Source organism: Bacilliculturomica massiliensis (assembly GCF_900605495.1).
GTDB lineage: Bacteria > Bacillota > Clostridia > Peptostreptococcales > Anaerovoracaceae > Bacilliculturomica > Bacilliculturomica massiliensis.
Genome location: NZ_LR027603.1, coordinates 1,214,811 through 1,240,581, shown reverse-complemented (window position 1 = coordinate 1,240,581; position 25,771 = coordinate 1,214,811). Strand labels below are relative to the sequence as shown.

At 55.7% G+C, this 25,771-nt stretch carries 22 protein-coding genes; 18 read left to right on the top strand and 4 right to left on the bottom strand.

The genetic code is table 11. The features are described from left to right. Window positions 1-2: 2 nt before the first annotated feature. From E0E37_RS14930 to lysA, 4 genes are read left to right on the top strand one after another with little or no spacing between them, the layout of a single operon-like run. Window positions 3-1,280 (top strand): L-cysteine desulfidase family protein, encoded by a 1,278-nt coding sequence (locus tag E0E37_RS14930; protein WP_246019789.1) that lies wholly within the window; start codon window positions 3-5, stop codon window positions 1,278-1,280. A gap of 11 nt (window positions 1,281-1,291) precedes the next feature. Beyond that, a complete protein-coding gene (locus E0E37_RS14925) occupies window positions 1,292-2,377 on the top strand; it encodes an alanine racemase (protein WP_130863787.1) in 1,086 nt (361 codons plus the stop codon). A 15-nt stretch (window positions 2,378-2,392) separates the two neighbouring features. Beyond that, window positions 2,393-3,382 carry an aminopeptidase gene (locus tag E0E37_RS14920; protein WP_130863786.1) on the top strand — a complete coding sequence of 330 codons (990 nt, stop codon included), beginning with the start codon at window positions 2,393-2,395 and terminating at the stop codon, window positions 3,380-3,382. Continuing rightward, on the top strand, window positions 3,366-4,697 hold the full coding sequence (lysA, locus tag E0E37_RS14915) for a diaminopimelate decarboxylase (protein ID WP_130863785.1): 1,332 nt from the start codon (window positions 3,366-3,368) through the stop codon (window positions 4,695-4,697). The genes E0E37_RS14920 and lysA overlap by 17 nt, the downstream gene beginning before the upstream one ends. 147 nt (window positions 4,698-4,844) lie before the next feature. Here the strand turns inward: lysA and E0E37_RS14910 are convergent, their stop codons facing one another. Next, entirely contained in the window at window positions 4,845-6,176 is a 1,332-nt protein-coding gene (locus E0E37_RS14910) for a LysM peptidoglycan-binding domain-containing protein (protein WP_130863784.1), read from the bottom strand. 100 nt (window positions 6,177-6,276) lie between these two features. Then, a complete protein-coding gene (locus E0E37_RS14905) occupies window positions 6,277-6,945 on the bottom strand; it encodes a hypothetical protein (protein ID WP_130863783.1) in 669 nt (222 codons plus the stop codon). Between the two features lie 241 nt (window positions 6,946-7,186). Here E0E37_RS14905 and E0E37_RS14900 point away from each other — a divergent pair, with 241 nt between their 5' ends. From E0E37_RS14900 to E0E37_RS14890, 3 genes are read left to right on the top strand one after another with little or no spacing between them, the layout of a single operon-like run. After that, a complete protein-coding gene (locus E0E37_RS14900; protein ID WP_130863782.1) occupies window positions 7,187-7,573 on the top strand; it encodes a hypothetical protein in 387 nt (128 codons plus the stop codon). Window positions 7,574-7,603: 30 nt separating this feature from the next. After that, the gene (locus tag E0E37_RS14895; protein ID WP_165445384.1) at window positions 7,604-9,097 is read left to right on the top strand and encodes a peptidoglycan-binding domain-containing protein; all 1,494 of its coding nucleotides are present in this window, start codon (window positions 7,604-7,606) and stop codon (window positions 9,095-9,097) included. After that, window positions 9,090-9,653 (top strand): peptidoglycan-binding domain-containing protein, encoded by a 564-nt coding sequence (locus E0E37_RS14890; protein ID WP_130863780.1) that lies wholly within the window; start codon window positions 9,090-9,092, stop codon window positions 9,651-9,653. Before E0E37_RS14895 ends, E0E37_RS14890 begins: the two co-directional genes overlap by 8 nt. Here the strand turns inward: E0E37_RS14890 and E0E37_RS14885 are convergent. Then, window positions 9,604-9,816, bottom strand: a complete 213-nt coding sequence (locus tag E0E37_RS14885) for a hypothetical protein (protein ID WP_130863779.1) — start codon at window positions 9,814-9,816, stop codon at window positions 9,604-9,606. The genes E0E37_RS14890 and E0E37_RS14885 overlap by 50 nt on opposite strands. Before the next feature lie 409 nt (window positions 9,817-10,225). Here E0E37_RS14885 and E0E37_RS14880 point away from each other — a divergent pair, with 409 nt between their 5' ends. From E0E37_RS14880 to E0E37_RS14870, 3 genes are read left to right on the top strand one after another with little or no spacing between them, the layout of a single operon-like run. After that, window positions 10,226-11,248, top strand: a complete 1,023-nt coding sequence (locus E0E37_RS14880) for an alpha-hydroxy-acid oxidizing protein (protein ID WP_130863778.1) — start codon at window positions 10,226-10,228, stop codon at window positions 11,246-11,248. A 24-nt stretch (window positions 11,249-11,272) separates the two neighbouring features. Further along, window positions 11,273-11,869: an NUDIX hydrolase gene (locus E0E37_RS14875; protein ID WP_246019747.1), complete on the top strand. Its 597-nt coding sequence runs from the start codon at window positions 11,273-11,275 to the stop codon at window positions 11,867-11,869. 13 nt (window positions 11,870-11,882) lie between these two features. After that, a complete protein-coding gene (locus E0E37_RS14870) occupies window positions 11,883-12,602 on the top strand; it encodes an HAD family hydrolase (RefSeq protein ID WP_246019746.1) in 720 nt (239 codons plus the stop codon). On the opposite strand, the gene E0E37_RS14865 is transcribed toward E0E37_RS14870, so the two are convergent. After that, the gene (locus tag E0E37_RS14865) at window positions 12,544-13,527 is read right to left on the bottom strand and encodes a DMT family transporter (RefSeq protein WP_130863777.1); all 984 of its coding nucleotides are present in this window, start codon (window positions 13,525-13,527) and stop codon (window positions 12,544-12,546) included. The two genes, E0E37_RS14870 and E0E37_RS14865, sit on opposite strands and share 59 nt — an antisense overlap. A gap of 213 nt (window positions 13,528-13,740) precedes the next feature. Between E0E37_RS14865 and E0E37_RS14860 the strand changes: the two genes are divergently transcribed. The 8 genes from E0E37_RS14860 (at window position 13,741) to E0E37_RS14825 (ending at window position 25,752) form a co-directional block, all read left to right on the top strand. Further along, window positions 13,741-14,304, top strand: a complete 564-nt coding sequence (locus E0E37_RS14860; protein WP_130863776.1) for a GNAT family N-acetyltransferase — start codon at window positions 13,741-13,743, stop codon at window positions 14,302-14,304. A gap of 259 nt (window positions 14,305-14,563) precedes the next feature. Continuing rightward, window positions 14,564-15,253 (top strand): response regulator transcription factor, encoded by a 690-nt coding sequence (locus E0E37_RS14855; protein ID WP_130863775.1) that lies wholly within the window; start codon window positions 14,564-14,566, stop codon window positions 15,251-15,253. Next, on the top strand, window positions 15,225-17,321 hold the full coding sequence (locus E0E37_RS14850; RefSeq protein WP_154937676.1) for a sensor histidine kinase: 2,097 nt from the start codon (window positions 15,225-15,227) through the stop codon (window positions 17,319-17,321). Before E0E37_RS14855 ends, E0E37_RS14850 begins: the two co-directional genes overlap by 29 nt. Window positions 17,322-17,509: 188 nt before the next feature. Beyond that, window positions 17,510-19,411: a 1,4-alpha-glucan branching protein GlgB gene (gene glgB, locus E0E37_RS14845; RefSeq protein WP_130863773.1), complete on the top strand. Its 1,902-nt coding sequence runs from the start codon at window positions 17,510-17,512 to the stop codon at window positions 19,409-19,411. Window positions 19,412-19,438: 27 nt separating this feature from the next. Further along, on the top strand, window positions 19,439-20,662 hold the full coding sequence (locus E0E37_RS14840; protein ID WP_130863772.1) for a glucose-1-phosphate adenylyltransferase: 1,224 nt from the start codon (window positions 19,439-19,441) through the stop codon (window positions 20,660-20,662). A gap of 2 nt (window positions 20,663-20,664) precedes the next feature. Next, complete coding sequence (gene glgD, locus E0E37_RS14835) at window positions 20,665-21,795, top strand: glucose-1-phosphate adenylyltransferase subunit GlgD (protein ID WP_165445383.1); 1,131 nt, start codon at window positions 20,665-20,667, stop codon at window positions 21,793-21,795. Window positions 21,796-21,829: 34 nt separating this feature from the next. Beyond that, window positions 21,830-23,254: a glycogen synthase GlgA gene (gene glgA / locus E0E37_RS14830; protein ID WP_130863770.1), complete on the top strand. Its 1,425-nt coding sequence runs from the start codon at window positions 21,830-21,832 to the stop codon at window positions 23,252-23,254. 65 nt (window positions 23,255-23,319) lie between these two features. Next, window positions 23,320-25,752, top strand: a complete 2,433-nt coding sequence (locus E0E37_RS14825; protein WP_130863769.1) for a glycogen/starch/alpha-glucan phosphorylase — start codon at window positions 23,320-23,322, stop codon at window positions 25,750-25,752. The last annotated feature ends 19 nt before the right edge of the window (window positions 25,753-25,771 follow it).

The following is a 25,771-nucleotide window of genomic DNA, read 5'->3' as shown; positions in this document are numbered from 1 at the left end:
AAATGTACAAAGAACTGGAAGAAATATTGCAGGCAGAAATAAAACCGGCGCTGGGCTGTACGGGCCCCGTTGGAGTGGCCTACGCCGCGGCTGAAGCCAGAGACGCGGTGGGCGGAACTCCCGTAAGGATCCGGGTGATCTGCGACAAGGAGCTGGCGGCCAGAAACGAGGATGTGGGTATTCCCGGCACAAAGGTCCTGGGGCTCAGAATGGCCGCTGCTCTGGGAGCCTTCGCGGGAGATCCATCAAAAAAACTGGAGGTGCTGCGCAGCGTCGCGCCCGAGGACGAGGAACGGGCCTGCGCCTTCTCCCTGACCGACGCCTGCAGCGTGGAACCCGACTGGGACACGGCTCCCGTGGGTCTGTACGCGGAGGCCATCGTGGAGACGGAAAAAGGCGTGGGCAGAGCCATCATCGCCAAGGCTCACAACAATCTGGTGCTGAAGGAAGCAGATGGAAGGGTGCTTTATGACGCGCACTTTCAGAGAGAGAAGGACATTGACGAGACCAACGACCCCATCAGCCGGTATACGCTGGAGGATCTGTACAGCTTCGCAACAGAGGCGCCGGTCGAAAGTCTGGGACTGATAAAAGAGGCGCTGGAAAAAAACCGGGCTCTGGCCCAGGCCGCTCTGGATGGAAAGACCGGCATCGGGCTGGGGCAAAATCTTCTGAAGCGGAGCGGGGGAGATAGGATCCGGAAAGCCAGAGCCATCACAGCGGCAGGTTCCGAGGCCCGCATGTGCGGCTGCGGCATGCCGGCGATGGCCTGCGCCACCAGCGGAAACGCGGGAGTCACGGGCTCCATGCCTCTTCTCAGTCTGGCGGAGGATATGGGAGCGGATGAAGAGCTTCTTCTCCGGGCCACAGCCCTTTCTTATCTGGTCACCATCCTGGGAAAACAGCGCATCGGGCGTCATTCCGTCATGTGCGCCTGCGTGGTGGCGGCCTCCGAGGGAGTGGCTGCGGGAACCGCCCTGCTGCTGGGGGGCGGTATCAGGGAAATACATATGGCCATCAACAATACGATCATCAATGTCTTCGGCGTGGTCTGCGACGGGCCCCGCCCGGCCTGCGCCCTGAAGCTCTCCTCCGCCGCCGGCATCGCCATCGAGGGGGCCATGCTGGCCATGGAGGGCTTTGAGGTGCCTCTGGGAAGCGGCGTCTGCGGCCATGACGCCGACGAGTCCATCCGCTTTATGGGAGATTTCGCGAAAACGGCCATGACAGAGATGGGTATGAAGCTCTGCAAAGCTTTATACGGCAAGCATCAGAAATAAGGAGAGACAGGATGGGACATTCTCAATATCCGATTTTGCGCATTGACCGAAAAGCACTGGAGAACAACGGCCGGCGAATGGCAGAGCTCTGCAGGGACAGAGGCATCTCCGCCTGCGCGGTGGTGAAGGGCGTAAACAGTCTGCCCCAGTGCTGCGACATACTGAGCCGCTGCGGTTTTACCGCCCTGGCCAGTTCCCGGCTGGAACAGCTTCGACGGATTAAGGAACTGGGGGCTGGTCTGCCCACCATGCTGATCCGCATTCCCATGCTGTCGGAAGTTTCTGATCTGGTCTGCTTTGCGGACAGCTCCCTTGTCAGCGAGATGAAAACACTCCGGCGCATAAACGAGGAAGCGTCGGCCCAGGGGAAGACACACCGGGTCATTCTGATGGCTGATCTGGGAGATCTTCGGGAAGGATGGTTCCGGAGACAGGATCTGCTGGAAGCCGCATTGACGGTGGAGGAAGGGCTTTCCAACGTGGAGCTGTACGGGATCGGAACGAATCTGAGCTGCTACGGCTCCATCGTGCCTACCGTGGAAAATCTGGGCGAATTGGCCGAAGCGGCGGAGGAGATCGAGACGCGCATAGGCCGGAGACTTGAAGTGATCTCGGGAGGCGCTACCACGGCCGTTCCCCTCATGATGACCGGGGACATGCCGGAGAGGATTAATCATCTCCGATTGGGAGAGTGTCTGTTTACCAGGCCTCTGTCCTGGGAGCAGGATGTGGAGGGGATGGACCGCCGGGCGTTTACGATCAGGGCCGAGATTATCGAGCTCAATGAAAAGCCCACCTTTCCCATAGGCCAGCGGGGAGTGGCGGCCTTTGGCAAAGCCCGGACCTATGAAGACCGGGGAATCAGAAGGCGAGCCATACTGGCTCTGGGAAATCAGGATCTGGGCGATGCGAAAAACGCTCTCATTCCCCGGGACGGTCAGACCTTTGTTCTGGGGGCCAGCGGAGATCATCTCATCGTTGATATAGAAGACTGCAGCCATCTCTATGAGCTGGGGGGCACCATGGATTTCGGCTTGACCTACCAGGGGCTGCTGTATGCGTCCATGTCCCCCTGGGTGAATAAACTGTATATTTAGAAGGAGTGATGGAACATGGCAATGGAAAAGCTGCTTAAGGGGGCCAGAAAGATCGTCGGAGTCTGCGCCAACGTAAGACCGGGAGAAAAAGTACTCATCGTAACGGATTCAGGCATAGCGCAGAGCATTGTGGAAGCGCTCTATGAGAGCGCCCTGGAGGCCGGAGGGGAAGCGGCCGTTATCGCGACTCCGCCGGGGAAAAAGCCGGGGGAGGAACCTTCCGCGCTGGTGGCCCAGGCGATGATGGGAGCAGATGTGATCCTTTCTCCAACCTCCCGCACGATCTTTCATTCCCGGGCCGCCGCTGAAGCACTTCAGGCAGGAGCCAGACTGTTAAGCCTGACGGAGATAACGGAGCAGACTCTGCTGTCCGGCGGCATCGACGCGGACTTTGCGGCTCTCCAGCCTCGGGTACGCCGCCTGGCGGAGCGGTTTGACAGAGGCGGAAAGGTCCGGGTCACAGCTGATAACGGCACGGACCTGACACTGGATATCACGGGCAGGGACGCCCATTGGTGCAGCGGGCTCTGTCACGAAAAGGGACAGCGAATGGGAATACCGGAGCTGGAGGTCTTTGCCGCCCCTCTGGAGGACAGCGTGAACGGAACGCTGGTGGTAGACGCGTGTATTGCCGGAGTGGGAGGGGTCAAGGAACCCGTTGTCATTCAGCTGAAGGAGGGAAGGCTTGTGAGCGTGGAGGGCGGAGAAGAGGCCCGAAGGCTGCTGGACCTGTTGAAAGCCCCCGACGACCCGGCCTGTCTGGTGATCGCCGAGTTTGCCCTGGGACTCAACGATAAGGCGAAGGTGACGGGAAATATTATAGAGGACGAGGGGGTATACGGCACCGGTCATTTTGCCTTTGGAAACAACGTGCATTTTGGAGGCGTGAATCCCGCGCCTATCCATCTGGACATGGTGTACTGGCATCCCACTGTGGAAATGGACGGAGAGCGGATCATGATCAATGGGAAGCTGACGGGAGGTTACGATGAACAGTATATATGAGGAGGCCGTCAACGCCATACCTTTTAAAGCCCGCCGGGGAAGGCTGGAGGCAGATGGATCAGGAAACCTGCACATGGACGGCGTGGATCTCCCCGAACTTGCCCGTCAGTACGGCACGCCGCTGTTCGTATTCAGCGAGAGAAGTCTGCGGGCAAACTACCGGGATATGCGAAGGATCTTCAGCCGGTACTTTGAAAAGCTGGAGATCTGCTTTGCCTGCAAATCCAACTCTCTGCTGGCGGTGCTGCGCACTCTGAGGGAGGAAGGAGCCTGGGCAGACGTTGTTTCCGGCGGAGAATACTACAAGGCCCTGAAGGCCGGCGTGCCGGGAGAGCGCATCGTATTCAATGGAAACAACAAGAAAAGAGAGGAATTGAAGCAGGCCATCGAAAACGGGTCCCTCATTAACGTGGATTCCATAGCGGAGCTTTACATGGTTCACGAAGCGGCCGAAGGTCTTGGCACAAAGGCCAAGATCAGCATCCGGGTCAACGGGGACATTTCCCCCGATATCATCGCCGAGTTCGCCACCGCTCAGAAAGGCAGTAAATTCGGCGTGGATCTGGACGGGGAGGCTTTTTCCGCTTACCGGTACGCTTCCCAGTCCCCCCATATGGAAGTTTTGGGCATTCACAGCCACATTGGATCCCAGATAGAAGACAGCCGGTACTACAGGCACGCCGGGGAGCGGATCATGGATTTTGTGGGAGTGCTGAAGAAAGAACTGGGGATCGAGCTGACCTATGTCAACATGGGAGGCGGATTTGGCATTCCCTTTGACTACCTGACCCAGCCTGACGGTCTGGAGGCGTTCGCCTCGTCCATCCACTCCATCATTCAGTCAAAGGTGAAGGAATACGGCCTGAAGACGCCGGTATTGATGATCGAACCGGGAGCGTCCCTGGCGGGAACCTGCGCGGTGACTCTCATGAAGGTGGGGACCGTCAAGCAGAGGGAGGGGAAAAAACTGGCGGCCTTGGACGGCGGAGGCGACACACTGCTTCGGGCCACCCAGGGGTGGTACACGTACCGGGCTCTCTGCGCCAATAAGATGGATCAGCCGGAGGAGGAGATCTGCGATCTGGTCGGCCCTCTGTGTTACGAGGGGGACGTTCTGGCCCGGGGACGCCGAATGTGCGTCCTGAAGGAAAACGATATCCTGGCGTTTCTCGATACCGGGGCGTACACCACCTCGCTGATGAACAATTATAACGGCAGACCCACGGCCGCGGCGGTGATGATCACAGAGTCCGGGGACGTGAAGCTGATCAAGCGGAGACAGAGTCTTGAGGATCTGATCTCCGGAGAAGAATAAACTATGTACCGACCCCCGGAAGTCAGACGAAAGGTCGAAGGATCGGGGGTCGGTTTTTTCATGACAAAACGTGAGACTGTCCAGCTCCCAGCGCCTGCCTGTACGGTGGCCCAGTCCCAAGACGGGGAGTAGGAATATCTCCGGCCATCAATCGGGGATGATCAGCGTGCGTCCGGCGTAGATCAGATCCGGATCGGAGATGTGATTCAGCTGAGCCAGAGTCTTCACCGTTATGCCGAACCGGCGGGCGATGGCAGAAAGCGTGTCGCCGGAGCGGATCAGATAGCGGCGATAATGCGTTGAGCCGGAAAGGTTCCCGCCCGGCGCAGTTCCTTTCGGGAGGAGGAGCACCTGACCCGGATAGATCAGGCTGGGGGTCTTGATGTGGTTCAGAGAAACAAGGGCATTGACAGTGGTGCCATACCGGCGGGCGATGGCCCACAGCGTATCTCCGGAGCGGACGGTCACGAAAGCCGGAGTCTGATCCTCCGGGCTGTTGGATCCGCCGGCGTTTCCATTTCCCGCACCGGATCCGGACTGACCTGTGCCGGAATCTCCTCGAGTGGGAACGAGAAGAATCTGACCGGGATAGATCAGCCTGGGATTTTCGATATGGTTGAGAGAGACCAGTTCGGCCACAGTAGTGCCGTATCTGACCGCGATGTCCCAGAGCGTATCGCCGCGCTGCACGGTATAGCGGAAGGTCTTCGTTCCCTGACCGCCGCTGTTTCCATCTCCGCTGTTGTTTCCGCTTCCGCCGGAGACGTCGGGAGGAAGGAGGCCGTCTACGAAAATGGATCCTCTGAAATAGTCCAGATCCACGTCTCCGGAGATACCGGGAATAGCTCCTGTGTCTGAATACTGAAATCCGCTCCACGTGTCCCACGGGCCGGAAGATTCAGGACGGGTCGCACTGTAGTCGGCGATCCACAGCGGATAGCGGGACAGACGGGCATCCCAGATATTCTCTGCATTGTAAGCGTCGCTGTAAAACGCCGGAGCATAGCCGATAAGCTGCTCCAGTCTGGCGGAGAAGACGGAGGCGATCTGATTGATCTCTTCTCGGCTAAGATCTCCAAATTGTTCAAAATCCACCGCGGGTCTGCAATCCGCCGTTTTATCCCTGATCAGAGAATAGAAGAACTCGGCCTGCGCCGCAGCCTCGCCGGCAGTCTGAGCGGTCACGTAGTGATAGAAACCGATCTTCAGTCCGGCCTCACGGGCCTTCGTATCGTTTGCCTGGAAATTGGCGTCCGTGTAATCAGAACCGGCGCCGGATTGAATATATACGACTTCCACGCCTGCTGCCGCCACTTTATTAAAATCGATGTCTCCCTGCCATTGACTCACATCGATCCCGCGGAGGGCAGGTCTTTCCCCATCTGAGGTGGGAACTGCCGCGGCAAAAGCCGGAGCCGGCGCAGAAATAAGCAGGAGCGCGCAGAGGGCGGTTCCCAATATTTTTCGCATCTTAATCATGCTGGTTTCATTCCTTTCTGATCACTGCCCTGATCTTGGTATGGGCGTGATCAGTACATTATATGACCGCGGAAGTCAAAGTGCCGATGCGGAACTATTTTCAGTCCGTCTGTTCCCCTTGTTCTTTTTGTGTTTCACCAGCGGCATTTTGGTCGATGCCGGAGAAAGCGCATTCGTCCATCACAGCCCAGAGTCTCAGTCCGCCGGCCGCAAGCGAGAGCAGAGCGGCGGCGAAGCCGACGCCGTTTCGAAGCTGCACCCCCGGGTCCGGGCCGCACCGGCGCAGCGTATCGCCGGAAACTCCGAAGAAGTAGATCAGGGCCCAGAAGGACAGCAGCGCGGCGGCGATACGCGGAGGGCAGGTATCAGGCCACGCCGGACCGGCCTTTTTCTCGCCGGGACAGGCTCCCTCTGCGTTGCCCCCGCCGCCATCTCCAGCGGGATCTGCCGCTGCGCCCGGGGGCTGGGACGCCTCCGCCAACAGATACAGCAGCTGCTCCTCCTGAACGGCAGTCACGTAATAGGAAAGGAAGAGCGCTGCGATGAAAAATAAAAGATACTTCTGGGAATCACGAATGAGACGGAGCTGTTTTTCCAGCTGATTCCCTACACCAGCGGAGGCGTTAGCTCCTGCTGGAATGCCCGCCGAATTCTCAGACGGCAGACCGGCCGGCGCCGAAATGGAGCCGGCCGTCTGAGTGGTCGTGTCAGCCGGGCAGTCATCCTGACGGCCCGGCTTTTGATTTTCTTTCCGCTTCTGTATCACCATGGCGTCTCACTCCCTTTCCGCCCCGCCGCAGGCCGTCGGACCGGCAGCCTGCGGCGTCGGTCCCATATTGTCTAAAACTATCTTATGCCTGAGAGCAGGTCCTCATTTTCTTTTTTAACAGGAATGCCGCGCCTACGCCGTTTTCCGGCATGAATCGAAAGGGCGTAAAATATACTTAATGTGAGTCCGGGCCGATCCCGGCTCAGATACAGATCACAATTCGCTTGGAGGGAGTCTGACAATGGAAGAAAAGGGATATTTGATCGCCCAGGTATTTACGGCGCGCATGGCGATCCCCATCGAAGGGGTGTCGGTGAGCATACTGACGGACGATGATGAAGATCCGGAACTGATCGCGTTTCGGAAAACAGACAGAAACGGGAAAACAGAGCCGGTGGAGATCCCCACGCCGCCGGTGGACGCCACGCTGGAGCCGTCCTCTGAGAGAGGATTTTCCACCTGCAATATCCAGCTGGAACACACGGGATATTACAGCGTTCTGGTGGAACACGTGCAGATCTTTTCCGGGGTGGAGAGCATACAGCAGATGGAAATGGTGCCGGCGGCGGAATTCGTGGAGCCGGAAGACTGGAGCAGGATCTATGCGATCACGCCTCAGGACCTGTGAGGCAGAAAAATGAAGAAGAAGGAGGCGGCAATGGCCATTACATCAATACCATATATTCCGCAGTACATCACCGTACACCTGGGCACGCCTGGTCAGTACGCTCAGAATGTAACGGTTTCCTTTGCGGATTACATCAAAAACGTGGCTTCCAGCGAGATCTATCCCACCTGGAATGAAGAAGCGCTGAAAGCTAATATCTATGCCCAGATCTCCTATGCGGTGAACAGGGTGTACACAGAATTTTACCGCAGCCAGGGTTATGATTTCGATATTACGAATTCCACCAGCGTGGATCAGAAGTTTATCAACGGGCGCAATATCTTCGACAATATCGACAGGCTGGTGAGTGAGATATTCAACATTTATATCAGCAGGATCGGCAATGTGGAGCCGTTGGCTGCAAAATTCTGCAACGGGACCACCTCTACCTGCGACGGCCTTTCCCAGTGGGGCAGCGAAGAATTGGCGCAGCAGGGCTACACGGCGTTTCCCATCCTCCAGTACTATTACGGGGACGATATCGATCTGGTGACAGACGCGCCGATCCGGAATATCAGGGAGTCTTATCCCGGAACGGCCCAGAGACTGGGGAGCCGGGGAGAGCCGGTGACGATCATTCAGTCGGAGCTGAACCGCATCTCCCAGAATTATCCGCTGATCCCCAAGATCAGCAGTGTGGACGGAATATTCGGTCCTGAGACGGAAAACGCGGTCAAGGTCTTTCAGGGTATCTTCAATCTGACTCAGGATGGTATCGTGGGAAAAGCCACATGGTATAAGCTGGTCAACCTGTACGTAGGGATCGCGCGGCTGTCAGAGCTGAACTCGGAAGGTGTGAAACTCTTTGAGACATCTCTGGAATACCCCGATGCGATCTCGGAGGGAAACAGCGGGGAGAAGGTAGAGATCCTGCAGTATTTCCTGTCGCTGTTTTCTGAATTTTATCTGACGGTGCCGCCGGTGGCGATCACTGGAGTGTTCGGTCCTGAGACGAAAAGTTCCGTACTTGGTTTTCAGGGGGAATACGGTCTGCCGCTCACCGGCGTGGTGGACGCCAAGACCTGGAATGTGATGTACGACGCCTTCAGGGGCATTGCGGTCACCGTGTTTACGGAGGACGAGATCTTTGCCATTCAGGTCAGGCCCTATGGGGGAACGGTGCTCAAGCTGGGTTCGGCAGGGGAGGATGTGACGGCGCTGCAGGAATACATCAACGCGCTGGCCTTCGCTTTCCTCGACATCGACCCGGTCGCTGTCACCGGAGTATTCGATGAATCTACGGAGAATTCTGTGAAACAGTATCAGCGTCTGATGGGACTGCCTGAGACGGGGGAAGTAGACCGCACCGTATGGAACGCCATCATCAACAGCTATAAAGATGTGTTGTCGGCAGTGACTTCCAGGCCGATCCAGTATCCGGGCAGAGAATTGAAAAAAGGAGATTCGGACGAGAACGGCGCCGGAAAAACGCCCGCGCAGCCCGCGGATCCCACGGAAGAGGAAGGGAGGTCGGATCATGAATAATTCAAGTCGGTTTGATCCCTTTGTGGGGCAGCCCGTCAGGAGCATACAGACCGCGCTGAGAAAGATATCAAGGGTATACGAGGATATCCCGCCGGTGATCCCGGACGGTCAATTCGGGGAGCAGACAGAAACGGCAGTCCGCGCCTTTCAGCGAAAGTTCGGACTGCCGGAAAACGGCCGCGTGGACAATGAGACCTGGGATAAGATCAGACTGGTTCACGACGATGTGGGGCGCTATATGGATGAACCGGACCCAGCCGTCATCTATCCGGGGCCTCAATTTACCATTCTCCCGGGCGAGGGCAGCGTTCATCTTTTTGTCATACAGGCCATGCTTCTGGCCCTGTCTCTCCGTTTTGCCAATCTGCCCGTCGTGCGGGTCACCGGGATCCACGACGGACCCAGTGTGTCGGCGGTCAGAAAACTTCAAAGTATCTTCGGCATGACGGAAAACGGCATGATCGAAAAAGAATTCTGGAATCGGCTGGCTTCTGTTTACAAGGGCTTTACAGCGAAGGACGTGTTCGGGAAATCTTCTCCACGCCGGAGAGTGTGATCAGCGTACTCAGGAACATGCGCTGCAGCCCCAATGTGATCGTATCCTTCTCGATCACCGCTCCCGGAGCGATATAGAGATTTCCCAGTTCTGTGGGATAACGAGTGTAGTCCTTTTCAAGAAGGGACTGCGCTTCTGCTTCGGCGGCAAACCTTACCGTCATCTCCTGATAGGAACTGCTTCAGCATCTGCGGACGACAGGATAAATAACCAGATCTCCCACATCCTTTTTCTGCATTTCTTTCTTCAGCGGTTCGGTGATAACAATATTCATACGATACCTCCTTTTATATTCCGGCGATCCCCGGCTGTTTTCTGATCGATGATGTTATTATACCTGGGATGGACGCGGTTGAATCACACGGCGAAAATTTTTTCGGGAAACCGGAAAGACCAGGCTCAATAACCGAATCACAATAATATATTTCTGTAAACTTATCTCTGCAAAAAATGGGGAACGGGTAAGGAAAAGACAAGGAAGCTCTGGAAGTCTCAGCGGATCTATACTATAATGATTCAGGAACAGCCGCCGGAAGCGGCTGTATAAGGATACAAGAGAAGAGGTAACGTATATGGATTACAAAGAATTATTGGAAAACGCCCGAAAGGCCCTGGCGCCGAAATGTCGCGTGTGCAGGGTCTGCAACGGCGCGGCGTGCCGCGGAGAGCTGCCCGGTTCCGGAGGCAAGGGAACAGGCGAGAGCTTCGTGAGAGCGTACGAGAAACTTTCCGAAGTAAAGATCAATATGGATACGATCTACGAAAACAGAGGTCAGGATACAACGGCGCGGCTGTTCGGCCATACTTTTGCCGCCCCTGTCTTTGCGGCGCCCATCAGCGGCATGTCCAGCAATTACACCGGATATTTTACAGAGACCGCCTACAACGAATGCGTGGTCGGCGGCACGCGAAAAGCGGGGTGCTCGGCCTTTACGGGGGACGGCGTAAGTGCGGACTTTTTCGAGGGTCCTCTGTCGGTGGTGAAGAAGGCTGGGGGCATGGCGATCCCCACCATCAAGCCCTGGGACAGGGACACGGTGCTGGAGAAGGTCCAAAAAGCGCAGGAAGCAGGCGCTTTCGCTGTGGCGATGGATATCGATTCCGCCGGGCTTCCCATTCTGGCTCTCGCAGGCAGACCGGGGGCAGCCAAAAGCGTGGAAGAGCTGGCGGAGATCCGCCGCGGGGTGAAGGTACCCTTTATCCTCAAGGGCATCATGACGGCGGAGGGAGCGAAAAAAGCGCTGGAAGCAGGAGCTGACGCCATCATCGTTTCCAATCACGGCGGACGGGTCCTGGATCACTCAAGAGCGCCGGTAGAGGTGCTGCCCTCCATCAGGAAAGCGGTGGGAGATCAGATGACGATCCTCATCGACGGAGCGATCCGCACTGGAGTGGACGTCTTCAAGGTGCTGGCGCTGGGAGCCGACGGCGCGCTCATCGGCAGACCCTATGTGACCGCGGCTCACGGCGGCGGCGAAGAAGGCGTCGCTCTGTATACGAACAAGATCATCGGCGAGCTTGCAGATACCATGAAAATGACCGGCTGCGCTGTTTTGTCTGACATTACTCCGGACAAGGTGGACTGGGAAAAATAGAAAAAAGAGAGAAGTGAAAGCAGTATGGAGCAGAACAGCATGGATCAGACAGGTCTGAGACGCAGGATCGAGAACTACAGGCCTTTTGGCGCGCAGGAGGAACGGGAACGGCAGACGATGCTCTCCTATATGGACCGTTTCAGCGATCTTCCGGAGAGAAGCAACGAGACGGCCCATTTCACGGCGTCAGCCCTTATCCTGAACGAGAGAAGGGACCGCACGCTGCTGGTGTATCACAATCTCTATGATTCCTGGAGCTGGACAGGCGGTCACGCCGACGGCGAGACCGACCTGCTGGCGGTAGCCCTGCGCGAAGCGCAGGAAGAAACGGGAGCGGAAGTAAGACCGATTTCCCCGGAAATACTGTCCCTGGACATTCTGCCGGTCTGGGGCCACGTAAAGCGCGGCGTTTACGTGGCCTCCCATCTGCATCTGAATCTGGCTTTCCTGCTGGAAGCGGATGAGAACGCGCCGCTGCGGGTCAAACCCGACGAGAATTCGGGGGTGCGGTGGTTTCCGCTGGAAGACCTGACAGAGGTGGTGCGGGAACGGGAGATGAAACCTGTTTACCGCAAACTGATCAGCAGAGCAGAAGCGTTCAGCGGTGGGATAAACAGATAAAGGCGGGACATGAATGGAGAAGAAGAACATGCAAAGAGATCAGAACCCGGCTGCTGCAGCGGTCTTTGACCTGGACGGTACGCTGTTGAATTCACTTGAAGATCTGCGGGACGGCGTCAATTTCGCCATGAAACAGATGGGCTTTCCTCAGCGAAGCACGGAGGAAATGCGGCGGTTTGTGGGAAACGGGATCGGCAGGATGGTGGGCCGGGCGGTGCCGGAAGGGACATCGGCGGAGAAGACAGCGGCCTGCCTTGGGTTGTTTCGGGAGTACTACGAAGAACACATGGCGGATAAGACGCGGCCTTACGCAGGAATACCGCAGATGCTCAGCGGCCTGATGGAACGGGGCGTGCGCGTGGCCGTAGTGTCCAACAAGTACGACGCGGCGGTGAAGGCCCTGTGCGGAAGATTTTTTGGCGGACTGGTGGAAGTGACCGTAGGCGACCACCCGGGCAGCCGGAAGAAACCGGCTCCGGACAACGTATTTGAGGCGCTGCTCCGGCTGGGCGTGCCTCCGGAGCGGGCGCTGTATGCGGGGGATTCCGACGTGGACATGGAGACGGCGAAGAACGCCGGCCTGATATCCGTGGGGGTGCTGTGGGGCTTTCGGGACAGAGAAGAGCTGCTGGGAGCCGGGGCGCGCCATCTGGCGTCAGAGCCGGCGGATATTCTCAGACTGGCGGACGATCTGTGGCGCGGCAGCCCGGGCGGCTCAGATCTTCGGTCGTGATCGAATCGGCCGGCTCATCCACAGCGTCCCCATGTCTGGACCGCCTGTGAAAGGGAAGGGGCAGCTTTGGCAGGAGGATGGCGCAGAACATGACCACGCATCCGATGGTCTTGCGCAGAGTGAAGGTCTCACCCACTAAAAGAACGGCAAACAGCGTTCCGAACACCGTCTCAAGAGACATGATCAGCGCTGTATGACTGGCCGGCGCGTAGCGCTGGGCCATATTCTGCAGCAGATAGGCCAGCGCTGTGTTGAGGATGCCCAGATAGGCGATCCCCATCCAGCTGCGCAGCGAGATGTGGGAAGGGGGCAGGGGCGTTTCCATAAAGAAAGCTCCGGCGAATGCAAGGACAGCTGCGGTGACCATGGTCACCAGGGTATATACGGTAATGTCGATATGATTCACCAGCCTGCCGGTGATAATGACCTGCAGTGAGAAAATGAACGCAAAGATCAGGGTCAAAAGATCGCCGTACTCCATGGAAAGATCGCTGTTCAGGGTCAGGATCCCGATGCCGGCCATGGCCAGGAACGCCGCGAGAATAAGGCGTTTTCCGGGCTTTTCCCTGAAGAATAAGAAGGAAAGCAGGGGGACGATCACGGTGTAGGATGGCACGATAAAGCTCTGCTTGGCGGGAGTGGTGTACAGCAGACCTATGGTCTGAAAGCAATTTCCCACGAACATGAGCGCGCCGACAGCCATGCCGGCAAGCAGCGTTTTTTTATGGACGGACCGCAGACGAGGCAGGGCCAGAGGCAGCATGAACAGCGCCGCGCCCAGGTAGCGGTAGGCGACCTGATAAAAGGGCGTGGTGGTCTCCAGCGCGATCTTTCCCGCCACAAAGCCCGCTCCCCAGATGATGGCCAGCAAAAAAAGCTGTATATCTGCAACGATTATTTTTTTTCTCATTTCCTGTTCTGCCATAAAAAAACTCTCCTTTTTGTGTCGAATACCGAAAGTATTGTATCACCTGCGCCGGATAAAATCAAAGGAATAAATTTCAGCTTTTGTTTTTCTTTTTTTGTGCAAATTTCAACAAAATATGATACAGTATAGACATGGGGCTCCGAAGTCCGGCTCATCGGCTTTGGGGGATCATTCAAGAGGAGATCAGGGGTTGGACCCGGGAGGTGAATCATGACGAATACAACAATGGAATCGAACAGCCTGCTCATACGGCCGACAGTTTTTGACGACTGCAGGTATTTCGCGCAGTGGATGGAAGCGGATCCCGAGGTATCACAGTTTTTCACCATGGATCAGGGACGGGATTTCAACGAGATCGCAGAGGAATTCGTGGTCCGGACGCTGGACAAAACCATGCTGCAGCTGACCATCGTCAGCAAGGAAGCGGAGGAACCCATCGGACGCATCTGGATCAGCCGGATCGACACTCACGCCAACTCGCTGGATATTACGCGTATTTATATCGGCAATAAAGAATTCCGGGGCAGGGGGCTGGGCGAAGAATCGCTGCGGCTGCTGCTGGAATACTGTTTTATCAGCCTGCATATGGAGCGGGTCACGCTGGATCATATGCCGGAAAACAAGCGGGCGGCCAGTCTCTATCAGAAGCTGGGTTTCCAGTATGAAGGCTGCATGCGCCACGCGGGAAACAAGGACGGAGTGTATGTAGATCTGATGCTCATGTCCATGCTCCGCTCCGAATATTACGCCAACCTCAGGGATGAACGGATGTAGCGCTGTCCGGACTCTCCGCGCCGGCGTCCGGCGCGTATATTTCCGCAGATACCTGAAAAAATAAAAACGAAGCGCCGGGAGAACGTCTGTGGACCTAAAGAATTCCGACTGGGGTTCTTAATAGTTTGTTAAGAAATCGGTGCAGCGATTAGTAAGAATTATAAGGTATCCTCAATTATGAAGAGCAGATCCGCCACACAGCGGAATGCTCTGCATCATGGAAAGGGGGTACCTGTTTTATTTGAGAAAGGAATGAATCATGAACATTTTGGTTTGCGACGATGACAGAGAGATCGTAGGGGCGATCGAAGTTTACCTGAAGAACGAGGGATATGAGATATTCAAGGCGTACGACGGGATCGAAGCGCTGGATATCCTGGACAGAGAGGATATCCACCTGATTCTCATGGACGTGATGATGCCGCGGATGGACGGCATGAGGGCGACTATGAAAATCCGCGAAGAAAAAAACATTCCGATCATCATGCTTTCCGCCAAGACAGAGGATTACGACAAGATCACGGGGCTGAACGTAGGCGCAGACGATTATATCTGCAAGCCTTTTAATCCGCTGGAGCTGATCGCGCGGGTCAGATCGCAGCTGCGGCGGTACGTGAATCTGGGGAGTATGGAAAAGAAAACGGGGACTTATCAATCGGGGGGATTGGTGGTGGACGATGAATCAAAGTCCGTCACCGTGGACGGAGAACAGATACCGGTTACTCCCATCGAGTACGGGATACTGAAATATTTAACGCAGAACGCCGGCAAGGTGTTTTCCATGGAACAGATCTACGAGGCGGTCTGGAACGAGACGGCCTACAATCCGGAAAACACCGTGGCCGTGCACATCCGGCGCATTCGGGAAAAGATCGAGATCAACCCGAAGGAGCCGAGATACTTAAAGGTGGTATGGGGAATTGGATATAAAATTGAAAAAATCAAATAAAAAGCTGGTGGCTGTGATCGTATTGTTCTTCCTTTGCGTCACCAGTTTTTCCGCTTCGGTGGCCATCGGGCTGACCGAACTATTCAAGGCGGTGGACGTGGGCGATCCTTTTCGGATGATCACTTCGAAAACCTACGAACAGAGCAATGAACTTCAGGCGGATTTTGTCAATCAGCTGAATATGCTGCACTGGGGGATCGTCAGCCCGGAGAACGAGGACAGCGGCGACGACGGCCTGGCGGCAAGCATGTGGGAAAAAGGATTTCGCTTCTACGTGACCAACGGATCAGAGGCCCTCACGAATCTCACCGAGGGTGGAAAGGTGGTCCGCGGTCCCGCTGAGGCGCTTCCCGAGTACCTGCGTGGAGCGGAGGGAGGCATCCTCACCGCAGGAGAACTTGAAGTGCTGGGCAAGAGCGAAGGAGCGTACCGCATCTTTTCCGGCAGCAGGCTGACAGGCGTTCCGCAGGTAAATCAGGGCACGGTCTACGAAGATCGGCGGCTGGTCAACCAGATCATGAGCTATGGATCGGAAAATCTGCTGGGCAGCGGGACCGACGGGGAGCTCACGGTCTATCTGGCTTTCACTCAGGATTATGTGAGCAACGCCAAAATCGCGTATGAGAGCGTGCGGGCGGAGGTCAAGATCGGAGCGATCATCTCTCTGATCTGCGCTCTCGTCAGCCTGATCTTCTTCATCGCGCTCTGCGTGCTGTGCGGCAAGCAAAAGGAAGACGGGACCCCGGTGCTCACAGGCATCGATCGCTGGTTCAGCGAACTTCTCATCGGCGGCGTCATCTTCTCCATCGTGATGAGCTGTCTGGTCTGCGTGGGAGCCTCGGAGGCTTACTACAGTTATCAGTACGATGTCTACGGATATTACGACAGCTACGACCTCTATTACGGCAGCTCTGCGGCGGACAGCGTGGAGACGGTCATTATGGCGGCGGGGCTGTGGGTCACTTCGGCGGTGGGACTGCTGTTTATGATGGCTCTGGTAAAAAAGAGCAAGGCCGGCCGTTTTATCAAAGATTTTCTCATCGTGCGCTTCTTCACCTGGCTGTGGACCGGACTGCGCGACATCTACTACGGAAGCAGCGTTATGAAAAAGGTCGTCATCATGGTGGCGCTGATCAGTCTGGGCTCCGCAACGGTGGTCTTCTTTCCCGTGGTGCTGGTGATCTCGCTGGTCTTCGCGGCCAGATGGGTGAAGCAGTACGAGGCGATCAAGACCGGTGTGCGCGAGGTGAAAAACGGCAACCCCGCCTACAAGATCCCCATCGAGGGAGAACCGGACGGCGAGCTGCAGCAGCTGGCAGGCGATATCAACGCGATCTCAGAGGGATTTGATCTGGCTGTGAAGCAGGAGCTGAAGAACCAGCGCATGAAAACGGAGCTGATCTCCAATGTGTCCCACGATATCAAGACGCCGCTGACTTCTATCATCACTTATGTGGATCTCCTGAAAAAGGAAGGTCTGGACTGCGAGGACGCGCCCAAGTATCTGGATGTACTGGATCAGAAGAGCATCCGGCTGAAGAAGCTGACGGAGGATCTGTTTGAGGCAGCCAAGGTGTCCAGCGGCGACATCCCCGTGAATCTGGAGCGGGTGGAGCTGCTCTCCCTGCTGTCCCAGACGCTGGGCGAGATGGACGACAGGCTGACGGACAGAGGGCTGGAGGTCATCGTCAAAGCGGAACAAGAGCGTTATTATGTTGAGGCGGACGGGCAGCTCATGTGGCGGGTCCTGGAAAACCTCTTCGGAAATGTGATCAAATACGCGCTGGATCATTCCAGAGTGTATATCGATATCAGGGAAGAAGCCATATCCGAAAACAGTTCGGTGGCTGTTCTGGAAATGAAAAACGTATCCAGAAATCCGCTGAACATTCCGGCGGACGAGCTAATGGAGCGGTTCAAGCGCGGCGATGAGGCCAGAAGCACGGAGGGCAGCGGTCTGGGGCTATCCATCGCAAGAGATCTGATGAATATTCAGCGCGGCCGGTTCGATATCATCATCGACGGCGATCTCTTCAAGGCAAAGATCGCTTTAAATACTTGTCAGTAAATTCAGAAAATAAAACAATATTTTAAGGCAGATTTCACTTATTGGTGGAATCTGTCTTTTTTTACACTGCTCCCGTATGTTCGAAATGATTTATATGGTATAATAAATTAATCAAATCAGTCATACTATTGACATGTGCGCGGACGCCAGGCATCTCCGTGTGACAATACATCGCTCGGGAGGGAATTATGAAAAAAAATCTGGAACTGCCCGTCTATCTGTTTCACCAGGGAACGGCGGAGAGAGCGTACGAATTGCTGGGCTCTCATCCCTGCGTCAGCCGGAGCGAAGAGGGATATATCTTCCGCGTCTGGGCGCCCAACGCGGAAGCCGTTTTTCTGCAGGGCGACTTCAACGGCTGGACGGACAGCCATCCCATGAAAAAGCTGAACGAGCAGGGGATCTGGGAAGTGTTCGTTCCCGGGATCGGCACCTATGAAGCGTACAAATATGCGGTGGACGGACGGGACGGCAAGCGCCGGATGAAGGCCGATCCTTACGGCTTTCATATGGAGACCAGGCCGGGGACCGCGTCAAAAACCTATGATATTTCGCAATATAAATGGAAGGATAAGCAGTGGAAGGAGCGCGGTCTCAGCGGCGTTCCGGTAAATATCTACGAGGTGCATCCAGGCTCGTGGAAGCGCTATCCGGACGGAAACTTTTACAGCTATGAAAAGCTGGCGGAGGAGCTGATCCCATACGTGAAGGAGATGGGCTACACCCATATCGAACTGATGCCGGTGGCGGAATATCCCTTCGACGCGTCCTGGGGATATCAGATCATCGGATACTACGCGCCCACCTCCCGTTACGGTACGCCGGAGGGCTTTATGTCCTTTGTGGACGCCTGCCATCAAAACGGGATCGGCGTGATCCTGGACTGGGTCCCCGGTCATTTTCCCAAAGATGCGGCGGGACTCTTCTGCTTTGACGGCGGCAGCTGCTACGAATATGAGGACGAGCTCAAACGGGAACACCGTGAATGGGGCACCATGGTCTTCGACTGGGGGCGGGGGGAAGTCCGGAGCTTTCTGATCTCCAACGCGCTCTACTGGATCGAACAGTATCACATCGACGGGCTGCGGGTGGACGCGGTGGCGTCCATGCTCTACCTGGACTACAACAGGCAGGGCGGCGAATGGCGGCCCAACCGGTACGGGGGCAAGGAAAACCTGGAGGCCATCGACTTTCTGCATCAGCTCAATCAGACTGTGGCCAGGAACCATCCCAACGTAATGATGATCGCCGAGGAATCCACCGCGTGGCCCATGGTCACAAGACCTGTGGAGGAGGGCGGACTGGGATTCAACTTCAAGTGGAATATGGGCTGGATGAACGACACCCTGGAATATATGAAGACCGACCCCCTGTTTCGCCAGGGGCGGCACAACGCCATGACCTTTGCCATGACCTACGCATTTTCAGAGCGTTTCATCCTTCCTCTTTCCCACGACGAAGTGGTGCATATGAAAGGCTCCCTCATCAATAAGATGCCGGGCGAATATGAAGATAAATTTTCCAACCTGAAAACTTACTACGGATATATGATGACGCATCCCGGAAAGAAACTTCTTTTTATGGGGGGCGAGCTGGCGCAGTTCAACGAATGGCATTTTGAAGACCAGCTGGACTGGAATCTGCTGGAATTCGACATGCACAGGAAATTCAGGGACTACGTAAAAGATCTGAATCTGTTCTACAGGGAAAACCGGCAGCTGTGGGAGCTGGACGACAGCTGGGAAGGTTTTCTCTGGAACGACGCAGACGACGCGTCCAGGAATATTTACTGTTACCGGCGCATAGGCTTGAAGGGCGACCCTCTCATCGTCATTCTGAATTTCGCCGCGGCAAAGCATACCCGTTACCGGGTGGGGGTGCCGGCCGCGGGGACGTATGAGGCGGTCTTCCATTCCAACGATATAAAATACGGGGGCACAGGCCGGCATATGGGAGCGAAAAAAGCGGACAAAACAGCGCACCAGGGATGTACGCATTCTCTGTCTGTGGAGCTTCCGCCGCTGTCTATGATCATACTGAAACGGAAAGCGGCCGTCCGGAAGACCGCGAAAGCAAAAACAGTCAAATAGTTCCGAAAACACTGCGGAGGTGAGGAGATGGGCTACACAAAAAAGAAAGAGATGATCGCCATGCTGCTGGCCGGCGGTCAGGGAAGCCGTCTGGGAGTACTGACCAACTACGTGGCAAAGCCGGCGGTACCCTATGGCGGAAAATACCGTATCATTGATTTTCCGCTCTCCAACTGCGTAAACTCCGGTATCGATACCATCGGCGTTCTGACGCAGTATCAGCCGCTGGAGCTGAACGCCTACATCGGAAACGGACAGCCATGGGATCTGGACCGGCTCTACGGCGGCGTCAGCATTCTGCCGCCCTTCGTGAGAGGCAAGGCGGGGGAGTGGTATAAAGGCACGGCCAACGCCATCTATCAGAATATGCAGTTCATCGAGATGTACAATCCGGAATACGTGCTGATCCTTTCCGGAGACCACATATATAAGATGAACTATCAGATGATGCTGGATTACCACGAGGAAAAAAACGCGGACTGCACCATCGCCGTACTGCGGGTCCCCATGGAAGAAGCGTCCCGATTCGGCGTCATGAACGCGGATCAGGACCTGCGCATCAACGAGTTCGAGGAAAAGCCCCCGGTGCCCAAGAGCAATCTGGCGTCCATGGGCGTTTACATTTTCAACTGGTCCAAACTGAGAGAATACCTGGTGAAGGACGAGGCCGACCCGGACTCCACCAATGATTTCGGAAAGGACGTCATCCCGGAAATGCTCCGCTGCGGCGAACGGATGTACGCCTATGAATTCAAGGGGTACTGGAAGGACGTGGGTACCGTGGAGTCCCTCTGGGAAGCCAATATGGATATTCTCGATCCCAATGTGCCGCTGAATCTGGACGATCCGCCCTGGAAGATCTATTCCAGAAACGGAAATCTGCCCCCTCAGTATGTGGGAAATCACGCGGCCATCCGCAATTCAAATATTTCAGAGGGCTGTATCATCAACGGTTATGTGGAAAACAGCATTGTCTTTCCGGGCGTTACCATTGAGAAAGGAGCTGTCGTGCGCAGCTCGGTGATCATGCCGGGATGCCGCATCGGAGCGGACGCCGTGGTGGAATACTCGATCCTGGCCACTGCGGTTAACGTGGGAGAAAGAGCCAGGATCGGCTATACGGAAAAGACCGAATGCGCCGGCGGCGGTCACCGGCCTATAACGGTGCTGCGCCAGCGGCTTCAGATCGGCTGCGGCGTCATCATCGCAGCGGGAGCCATGCTGGAAGAAGACGTTTACGGGGAGGTGTAGACATGAATGTTTTAGGTATTATTTTTTCCTATGCAAAACGGGAAAATCTCCGGGAACTGACAAAGATCCGCACGCTGGCTTCGCTGCCCATCGGCGGAAAGTACCGCATCATCGACCTGCTTCTCTCCAACTATGTCAATTCCGGTGTGACCGACGTGTCGATCATTACGCAGAACAATTACCATTCGCTCATAGACCATCTGGGCTCCGGAAAGGAATGGGATCTGACGCGGAAGCGGGGCGGCCTGCGGGTGCTCACGCCCTTTGCGTCTCCCGGAACGGGCGATCACCCCGGCGGTTTCTTTCAGGGCAGTATCGAGGCGCTGGCCGGCAACATGCATTCGCTGCGCCGCTCGATGGAAGACTACGTGATCATGTCCGGTTCTTCTATGCTGTACAACATGGATTTTGAACGGCTGCTGGATACTCATATCTCCACGGGCGCCGATATCACAGCGGTCTACGCGGAACCCAGCAGGACATGCAGAAGCGTACCGGTGGGGGTCCCGATCTATCACATGGACGATCAGGAGCGGATCTGCGATCTGACTGTGAACACGGAGGAAGGGCTGAAGGACGACGTGCCCTGGGGCATGTTTATCTTTGTGCTGAGAAAGTCCCTGCTGGAGTCGCTGGTGGCGGACGCCATGTCTTATCAGCGGTACGATTTTGAAATGGACATCATCAAGCGTCTGGCGCCCACGCTCTACATCCGGGGATACCGCTATGAAGACTACGTGCTGGAGATCAGCAGCGTCACAAATTACATGGAGGCGAACATGAATCTGCTCCACAAGAGCGTGTATGACAGAGTCTTCGCCCAGCCCATCTACACGAAGATCAAAGACAGCGTACCGGTGTATTACGGAAATGAGTGTTATGTAAAGAACTCCTTGATCTCCGACGGTTGTCGAATCGAGGGAGTCGTTGAAAATTCAGTGCTCTCCAGAGGAGTGCGGGTGGGTAAAGGGTCGGTGGTGCGAAACAGTATCGTGATGCAGAACACGGAGATCATGCAGAACGTTTCACTGAATCACGTGATCCTGGATAAAGATGTGATCGTTCGGGAGAACCGTCAGCTGGCCGGCCACGTCACCTATCCGGTGGTGATCGAAAAGCTGAGCATCGTGTAGATCAAACGACTGACGGGACGAGAAAGGAGGCAGTATGAACGTATTATTTATCAGCACGGAGGCCGCGCCTTTCGCGAAAAGCGGCGGACTGGGAGATGTGATCGGCGCGCTGCCAGCGGAACTTATGAGACAGGGCGCAGAAGTGCGGGTCATGCTGCCTTTATATAAAAGCATCCACGACAAATACATGAGCCAGATGACCTACGTGACCAATTATGAGGTGGCTCTGTCGTGGCGCAGGCAGTACTGCGGCCTGTTCCAGATGGAATACGGCGGCGTGACATTTTATTTCATCGATAACGAGTATTATTTTAAACGCGACGGATACTATGGATATTATGACGACGGCGAACGCTTCGCGTGGTTTTCCAAGGCCTGCCTGGAAACGCTGAAACACATTTCCTTTGATCCGGATATCCTGCACTGCAGCGAGTGGCAGACGGCGATGACGCCTGTCTATCTGAAGACGCTCTACCGCAGCGCGCCGGGGTACGACAGGCTGCGGACCGTTTTCACCATCCATAACATCGAATATCAGGGGGTGTTCGGTCCGGAGACCCTCTCCGATCTCTTCGGTCTGGATAAGCGGGACGCCGGACTGGTGACCTGGAGAAAGGACGTCAATGTAATGAAAGGCGCCGTGGTGGCCTGTGATAAGCTGACCACGGTGAGTCCCACCTACGCGGAAGAGATCCGATATCCCTTCTACGGCAGGGGACTGGAGGACATCATCAGAGAAAACGACTATAAGCTGAGCGGCATACGAAACGGCATCGATACCGTGCTGTTCAACCCGGCGAAGGACAAATTGATCCCGGTCAATTATACGTTTAAGACCATCGCAAAGAAAAAACAGAATAAACAGGCGCTCCAGGAACGGCTGGGGCTGGCCGTCTGTGAGGAGACGCCCATCATCGCCATGGTGGGCAGGCTGGCGGAACACAAAGGCATCGATCTGGTGATCCGCACCTTTGACGACCTGATGCGAAATCAGGTCCAGTTTGTACTTCTGGGGACCGGTGAGAAAAGATACGAGGACTTCTTCAATATGAAGGCGTACGACTACGGCGACAGAGCCGCCGCTGTCACCGCGTTCTCCACAGATCTGGCCAATTTGATCTACGCGGGATCCGACCTGTTTCTCATGCCTTCCATCAGCGAGCCCTGCGGGCTGTCGCAGATGATCGCCATGCGCTACGGTACCATTCCGGTGGTCCGCGAGACCGGCGGCCTGAAGGACAGCGTGGATCCCTACAATCCAAAGACGGGAAAAGGAAACGGGGTGACTTTCGCCAGCGTCAACGCCCACGATATGTTAAACGCCGTGGAAAGAGCGCTGGAGCTGTACGGAGACAAGACGCACTGGAAAAAGCTGGTGGGCAACGCCATGAAATCCGATTTTTCGTGGAAGGAATCCGCAGAGCGATATGCAGAGCTGTACGACAGCCTGGCGTTTTAGGCTGGGCAGCCCGGCCTGCCCGACGCGTCAGCGAAAAGATAAAACAATCAATTTTGGAGGTATGTATGCTGCAACAATATGAACCGACGCAGATCGCCCGGTGGCTGGAGGAAAAACTTCTGGAGAATTTCGGAACCGATCCCCAGACCGCCACGCCAAAACAGATCTACAAAGCGGTCTGCTATGTGCTTCGCGACATTATGTCGGAGCTTTGGCTGGTCAATCACAATATAGCGGACTCTCACAGAAACAAACAGGTCTATTATCTGTCCATGGAATTTCTGCCCGGACCTTCTCTGAAAAATAACGCCTTCAATCTCCATCTTGAGGATGCTTTTCGTCAGGCTCTGGCTTCCATAGGACAGGACTTCGCCCGCATCACGGCCATGGAGCCGGACGCGGGGCTGGGAAACGGCGGATTGGGGAGACTGGCTTCCTGCTATCTGGACGCCATCGCCGCCAAAGGTATGGCCGGACACGGCATGTCCATCTGCTATGAATACGGTATTTTCCGTCAGAAGATCGAAGACGGGGAACAGACCGAACTTCCCGACGAATGGCTGAACATGGGCGACGTCTGGCTGATCACGAAAGAAGATCAGACAGAAGAAGTTCATTTCGGCGGAAAGCTGGAGGAGATCTGGGACGCGAACGGCAGGCTCAGACTGATCCACAAGGATTACACTACGGTCCTTGCGGTCCCCCGGGATATGCTGATCACCGGCTACGACAGCGACGTGGTGAACACCCTGCGGCTGTGGCAGGCAAAATCGCCCATTACTATCGACATGAAACTTTTTGCCGAGGGAAAATACCTGCAGTCCATGGAAGAGAAACACATGGCCGAGGTGATCTCCAAGATCCTCTATCCGGAGGACGCGCACACAGAGGGAAAACTGCTTCGCATGAAGCAGCAGTATTTCTTCATCGCCGCTTCCATGAAATCTCTGGTCAAGCGCCACATGATGAAATACGGTACCCTGGATAATTTCAGCGATAAAGTTGCGGTGCACATCAACGACACCCATCCCACCATGGCGATCCCCGAGCTGATGCGGATCTTTATGGATGAATACGGCTATGAATGGGACCAGGCGTGGGACATCGTCCGGCAGACCGTTTCCTATACCAATCACACAGTCATGCCCGAAGCGCTGGAGAAGTGGCCGGAGAGCCTGTTCAAGGAAACGCTGCCGCGGCTCCACTCCATCGTTTCAGAGATCAACCGCAGGCAGTCCGTGGATCTGATGAAGACCTATCCGGATAACGAGGCGCTGCGCCGGGATATGGCGGTGATCAACAACGGAGAGCTGCGTATGGCCAATCTGTGCGTGGAAGCGTCCCACACGGTAAACGGCGTCTCCTCGCTGCACAGCGGCATCATCCGTGATCAGCTCTTTGCCGGTTTTTCCGCCATCCATCCAGAAAAGTTCACCAACGTGACCAACGGCATCGCTTACCGCAGATGGCTGTGTCAGGCCAACCCTGAGCTGTCGGAGCTGATCGTCAGTCTCATCGGACCGGGATTCAAAAAGGACGCCATGGAGCTTGAGCGGCTGATGGCGTTCACTGAAGACCGCGGCGTTTTCACAAGGCTGGAACAGATCAAACGGCGAAATAAAGAACGGCTGGCGGATTATATAAAAGAACATAATAATATTATGGTAGATCCGGATTCCATCTTTGACGTACAGGTGAAGCGGCTCCACGAGTATAAGCGGCAGCTTCTGAACCTGCTGCACATCATTCATCTCTACGCGGAGATCAAGAGGGACCCCGGCGCGGACATTCAGCCGCGTACTTTCATCTTCGCCGCCAAGGCTGCGGCAGGCTATTATATGGCGAAGCAGATCATCAAGCTGGCCTATCATCTGGCCCAGGTGATCAACAATGACAGCCAGGTGAACGGCCGCATCAAGATCGTATTCCTGGAAAACTATTCTGTATCCCTGTCCGAGCTCATCATGCCGGCGGCGGAGATCTCCGAGCAGATCTCCCTTGCGGGAAAAGAAGCCTCAGGAACAGGAAACATGAAGCTGATGATCAACGGCGCCGTGACGCTGGGGACGGAGGACGGCGCCAACGTGGAGATCCACCGGGCCGTAGGCGATGAGAACATCTTTATCTTCGGCCTGCGGGTGGAGGATGTGGAACGGATACGGAGAGAGGGATCCTACAGTCCTTTCCGGCTCTGTCAGACCGACGGCGACGTGAACGAGGTGGTCCAGTTCCTGTCCCAGGGCGTCAACGGGCAGTACTTTTCAAATATCCTGAACGCGCTGACCACAGGATACAACGGCTGCGCGGATCCGTATTTCGTTCTGGGAGACTTCGGCGCTTACCGCGACGCCCAGGCCAGGGCGGCTGCGGCTTACCGGGACAGGGACCGCTGGAACCGCATGTCTCTGATCAACATCGCCAAAGCCGGCATCTTTTCTGCAGACCGGGCAGTGCAGGAGTATGCGGACCGCATCTGGCACATCGAACCGTTGAAATAGGCCGAAACAGGATGAAAGA

Coding starts and splice junctions, on each gene's coding strand:
- E0E37_RS14930 (WP_246019789.1), top strand. CDS start 3: ATGTACAAAGAACTGGAAGAAATATTGCAGGCAGAAATAAAACCGGCG.
- E0E37_RS14925 (WP_130863787.1), top strand. CDS start 1,292: ATGGGACATTCTCAATATCCGATTTTGCGCATTGACCGAAAAGCACTG.
- E0E37_RS14920 (WP_130863786.1), top strand. CDS start 2,393: ATGGCAATGGAAAAGCTGCTTAAGGGGGCCAGAAAGATCGTCGGAGTC.
- lysA (WP_130863785.1), top strand. CDS start 3,366: ATGAACAGTATATATGAGGAGGCCGTCAACGCCATACCTTTTAAAGCC.
- E0E37_RS14910 (WP_130863784.1), bottom strand. CDS start 6,176: ATGATTAAGATGCGAAAAATATTGGGAACCGCCCTCTGCGCGCTCCTG.
- E0E37_RS14905 (WP_130863783.1), bottom strand. CDS start 6,945: ATGGTGATACAGAAGCGGAAAGAAAATCAAAAGCCGGGCCGTCAGGAT.
- E0E37_RS14900 (WP_130863782.1), top strand. CDS start 7,187: ATGGAAGAAAAGGGATATTTGATCGCCCAGGTATTTACGGCGCGCATG.
- E0E37_RS14895 (WP_165445384.1), top strand. CDS start 7,604: ATGGCCATTACATCAATACCATATATTCCGCAGTACATCACCGTACAC.
- E0E37_RS14890 (WP_130863780.1), top strand. CDS start 9,090: ATGAATAATTCAAGTCGGTTTGATCCCTTTGTGGGGCAGCCCGTCAGG.
- E0E37_RS14885 (WP_130863779.1), bottom strand. CDS start 9,816: ATGACGGTAAGGTTTGCCGCCGAAGCAGAAGCGCAGTCCCTTCTTGAA.
- E0E37_RS14880 (WP_130863778.1), top strand. CDS start 10,226: ATGGATTACAAAGAATTATTGGAAAACGCCCGAAAGGCCCTGGCGCCG.
- E0E37_RS14875 (WP_246019747.1), top strand. CDS start 11,273: ATGGAGCAGAACAGCATGGATCAGACAGGTCTGAGACGCAGGATCGAG.
- E0E37_RS14870 (WP_246019746.1), top strand. CDS start 11,883: ATGGAGAAGAAGAACATGCAAAGAGATCAGAACCCGGCTGCTGCAGCG.
- E0E37_RS14865 (WP_130863777.1), bottom strand. CDS start 13,527: ATGGCAGAACAGGAAATGAGAAAAAAAATAATCGTTGCAGATATACAG.
- E0E37_RS14860 (WP_130863776.1), top strand. CDS start 13,741: ATGACGAATACAACAATGGAATCGAACAGCCTGCTCATACGGCCGACA.
- E0E37_RS14855 (WP_130863775.1), top strand. CDS start 14,564: ATGAACATTTTGGTTTGCGACGATGACAGAGAGATCGTAGGGGCGATC.
- glgB (WP_130863773.1), top strand. CDS start 17,510: ATGAAAAAAAATCTGGAACTGCCCGTCTATCTGTTTCACCAGGGAACG.
- E0E37_RS14840 (WP_130863772.1), top strand. CDS start 19,439: ATGGGCTACACAAAAAAGAAAGAGATGATCGCCATGCTGCTGGCCGGC.
- glgD (WP_165445383.1), top strand. CDS start 20,665: ATGAATGTTTTAGGTATTATTTTTTCCTATGCAAAACGGGAAAATCTC.
- glgA (WP_130863770.1), top strand. CDS start 21,830: ATGAACGTATTATTTATCAGCACGGAGGCCGCGCCTTTCGCGAAAAGC.
- E0E37_RS14825 (WP_130863769.1), top strand. CDS start 23,320: ATGCTGCAACAATATGAACCGACGCAGATCGCCCGGTGGCTGGAGGAA.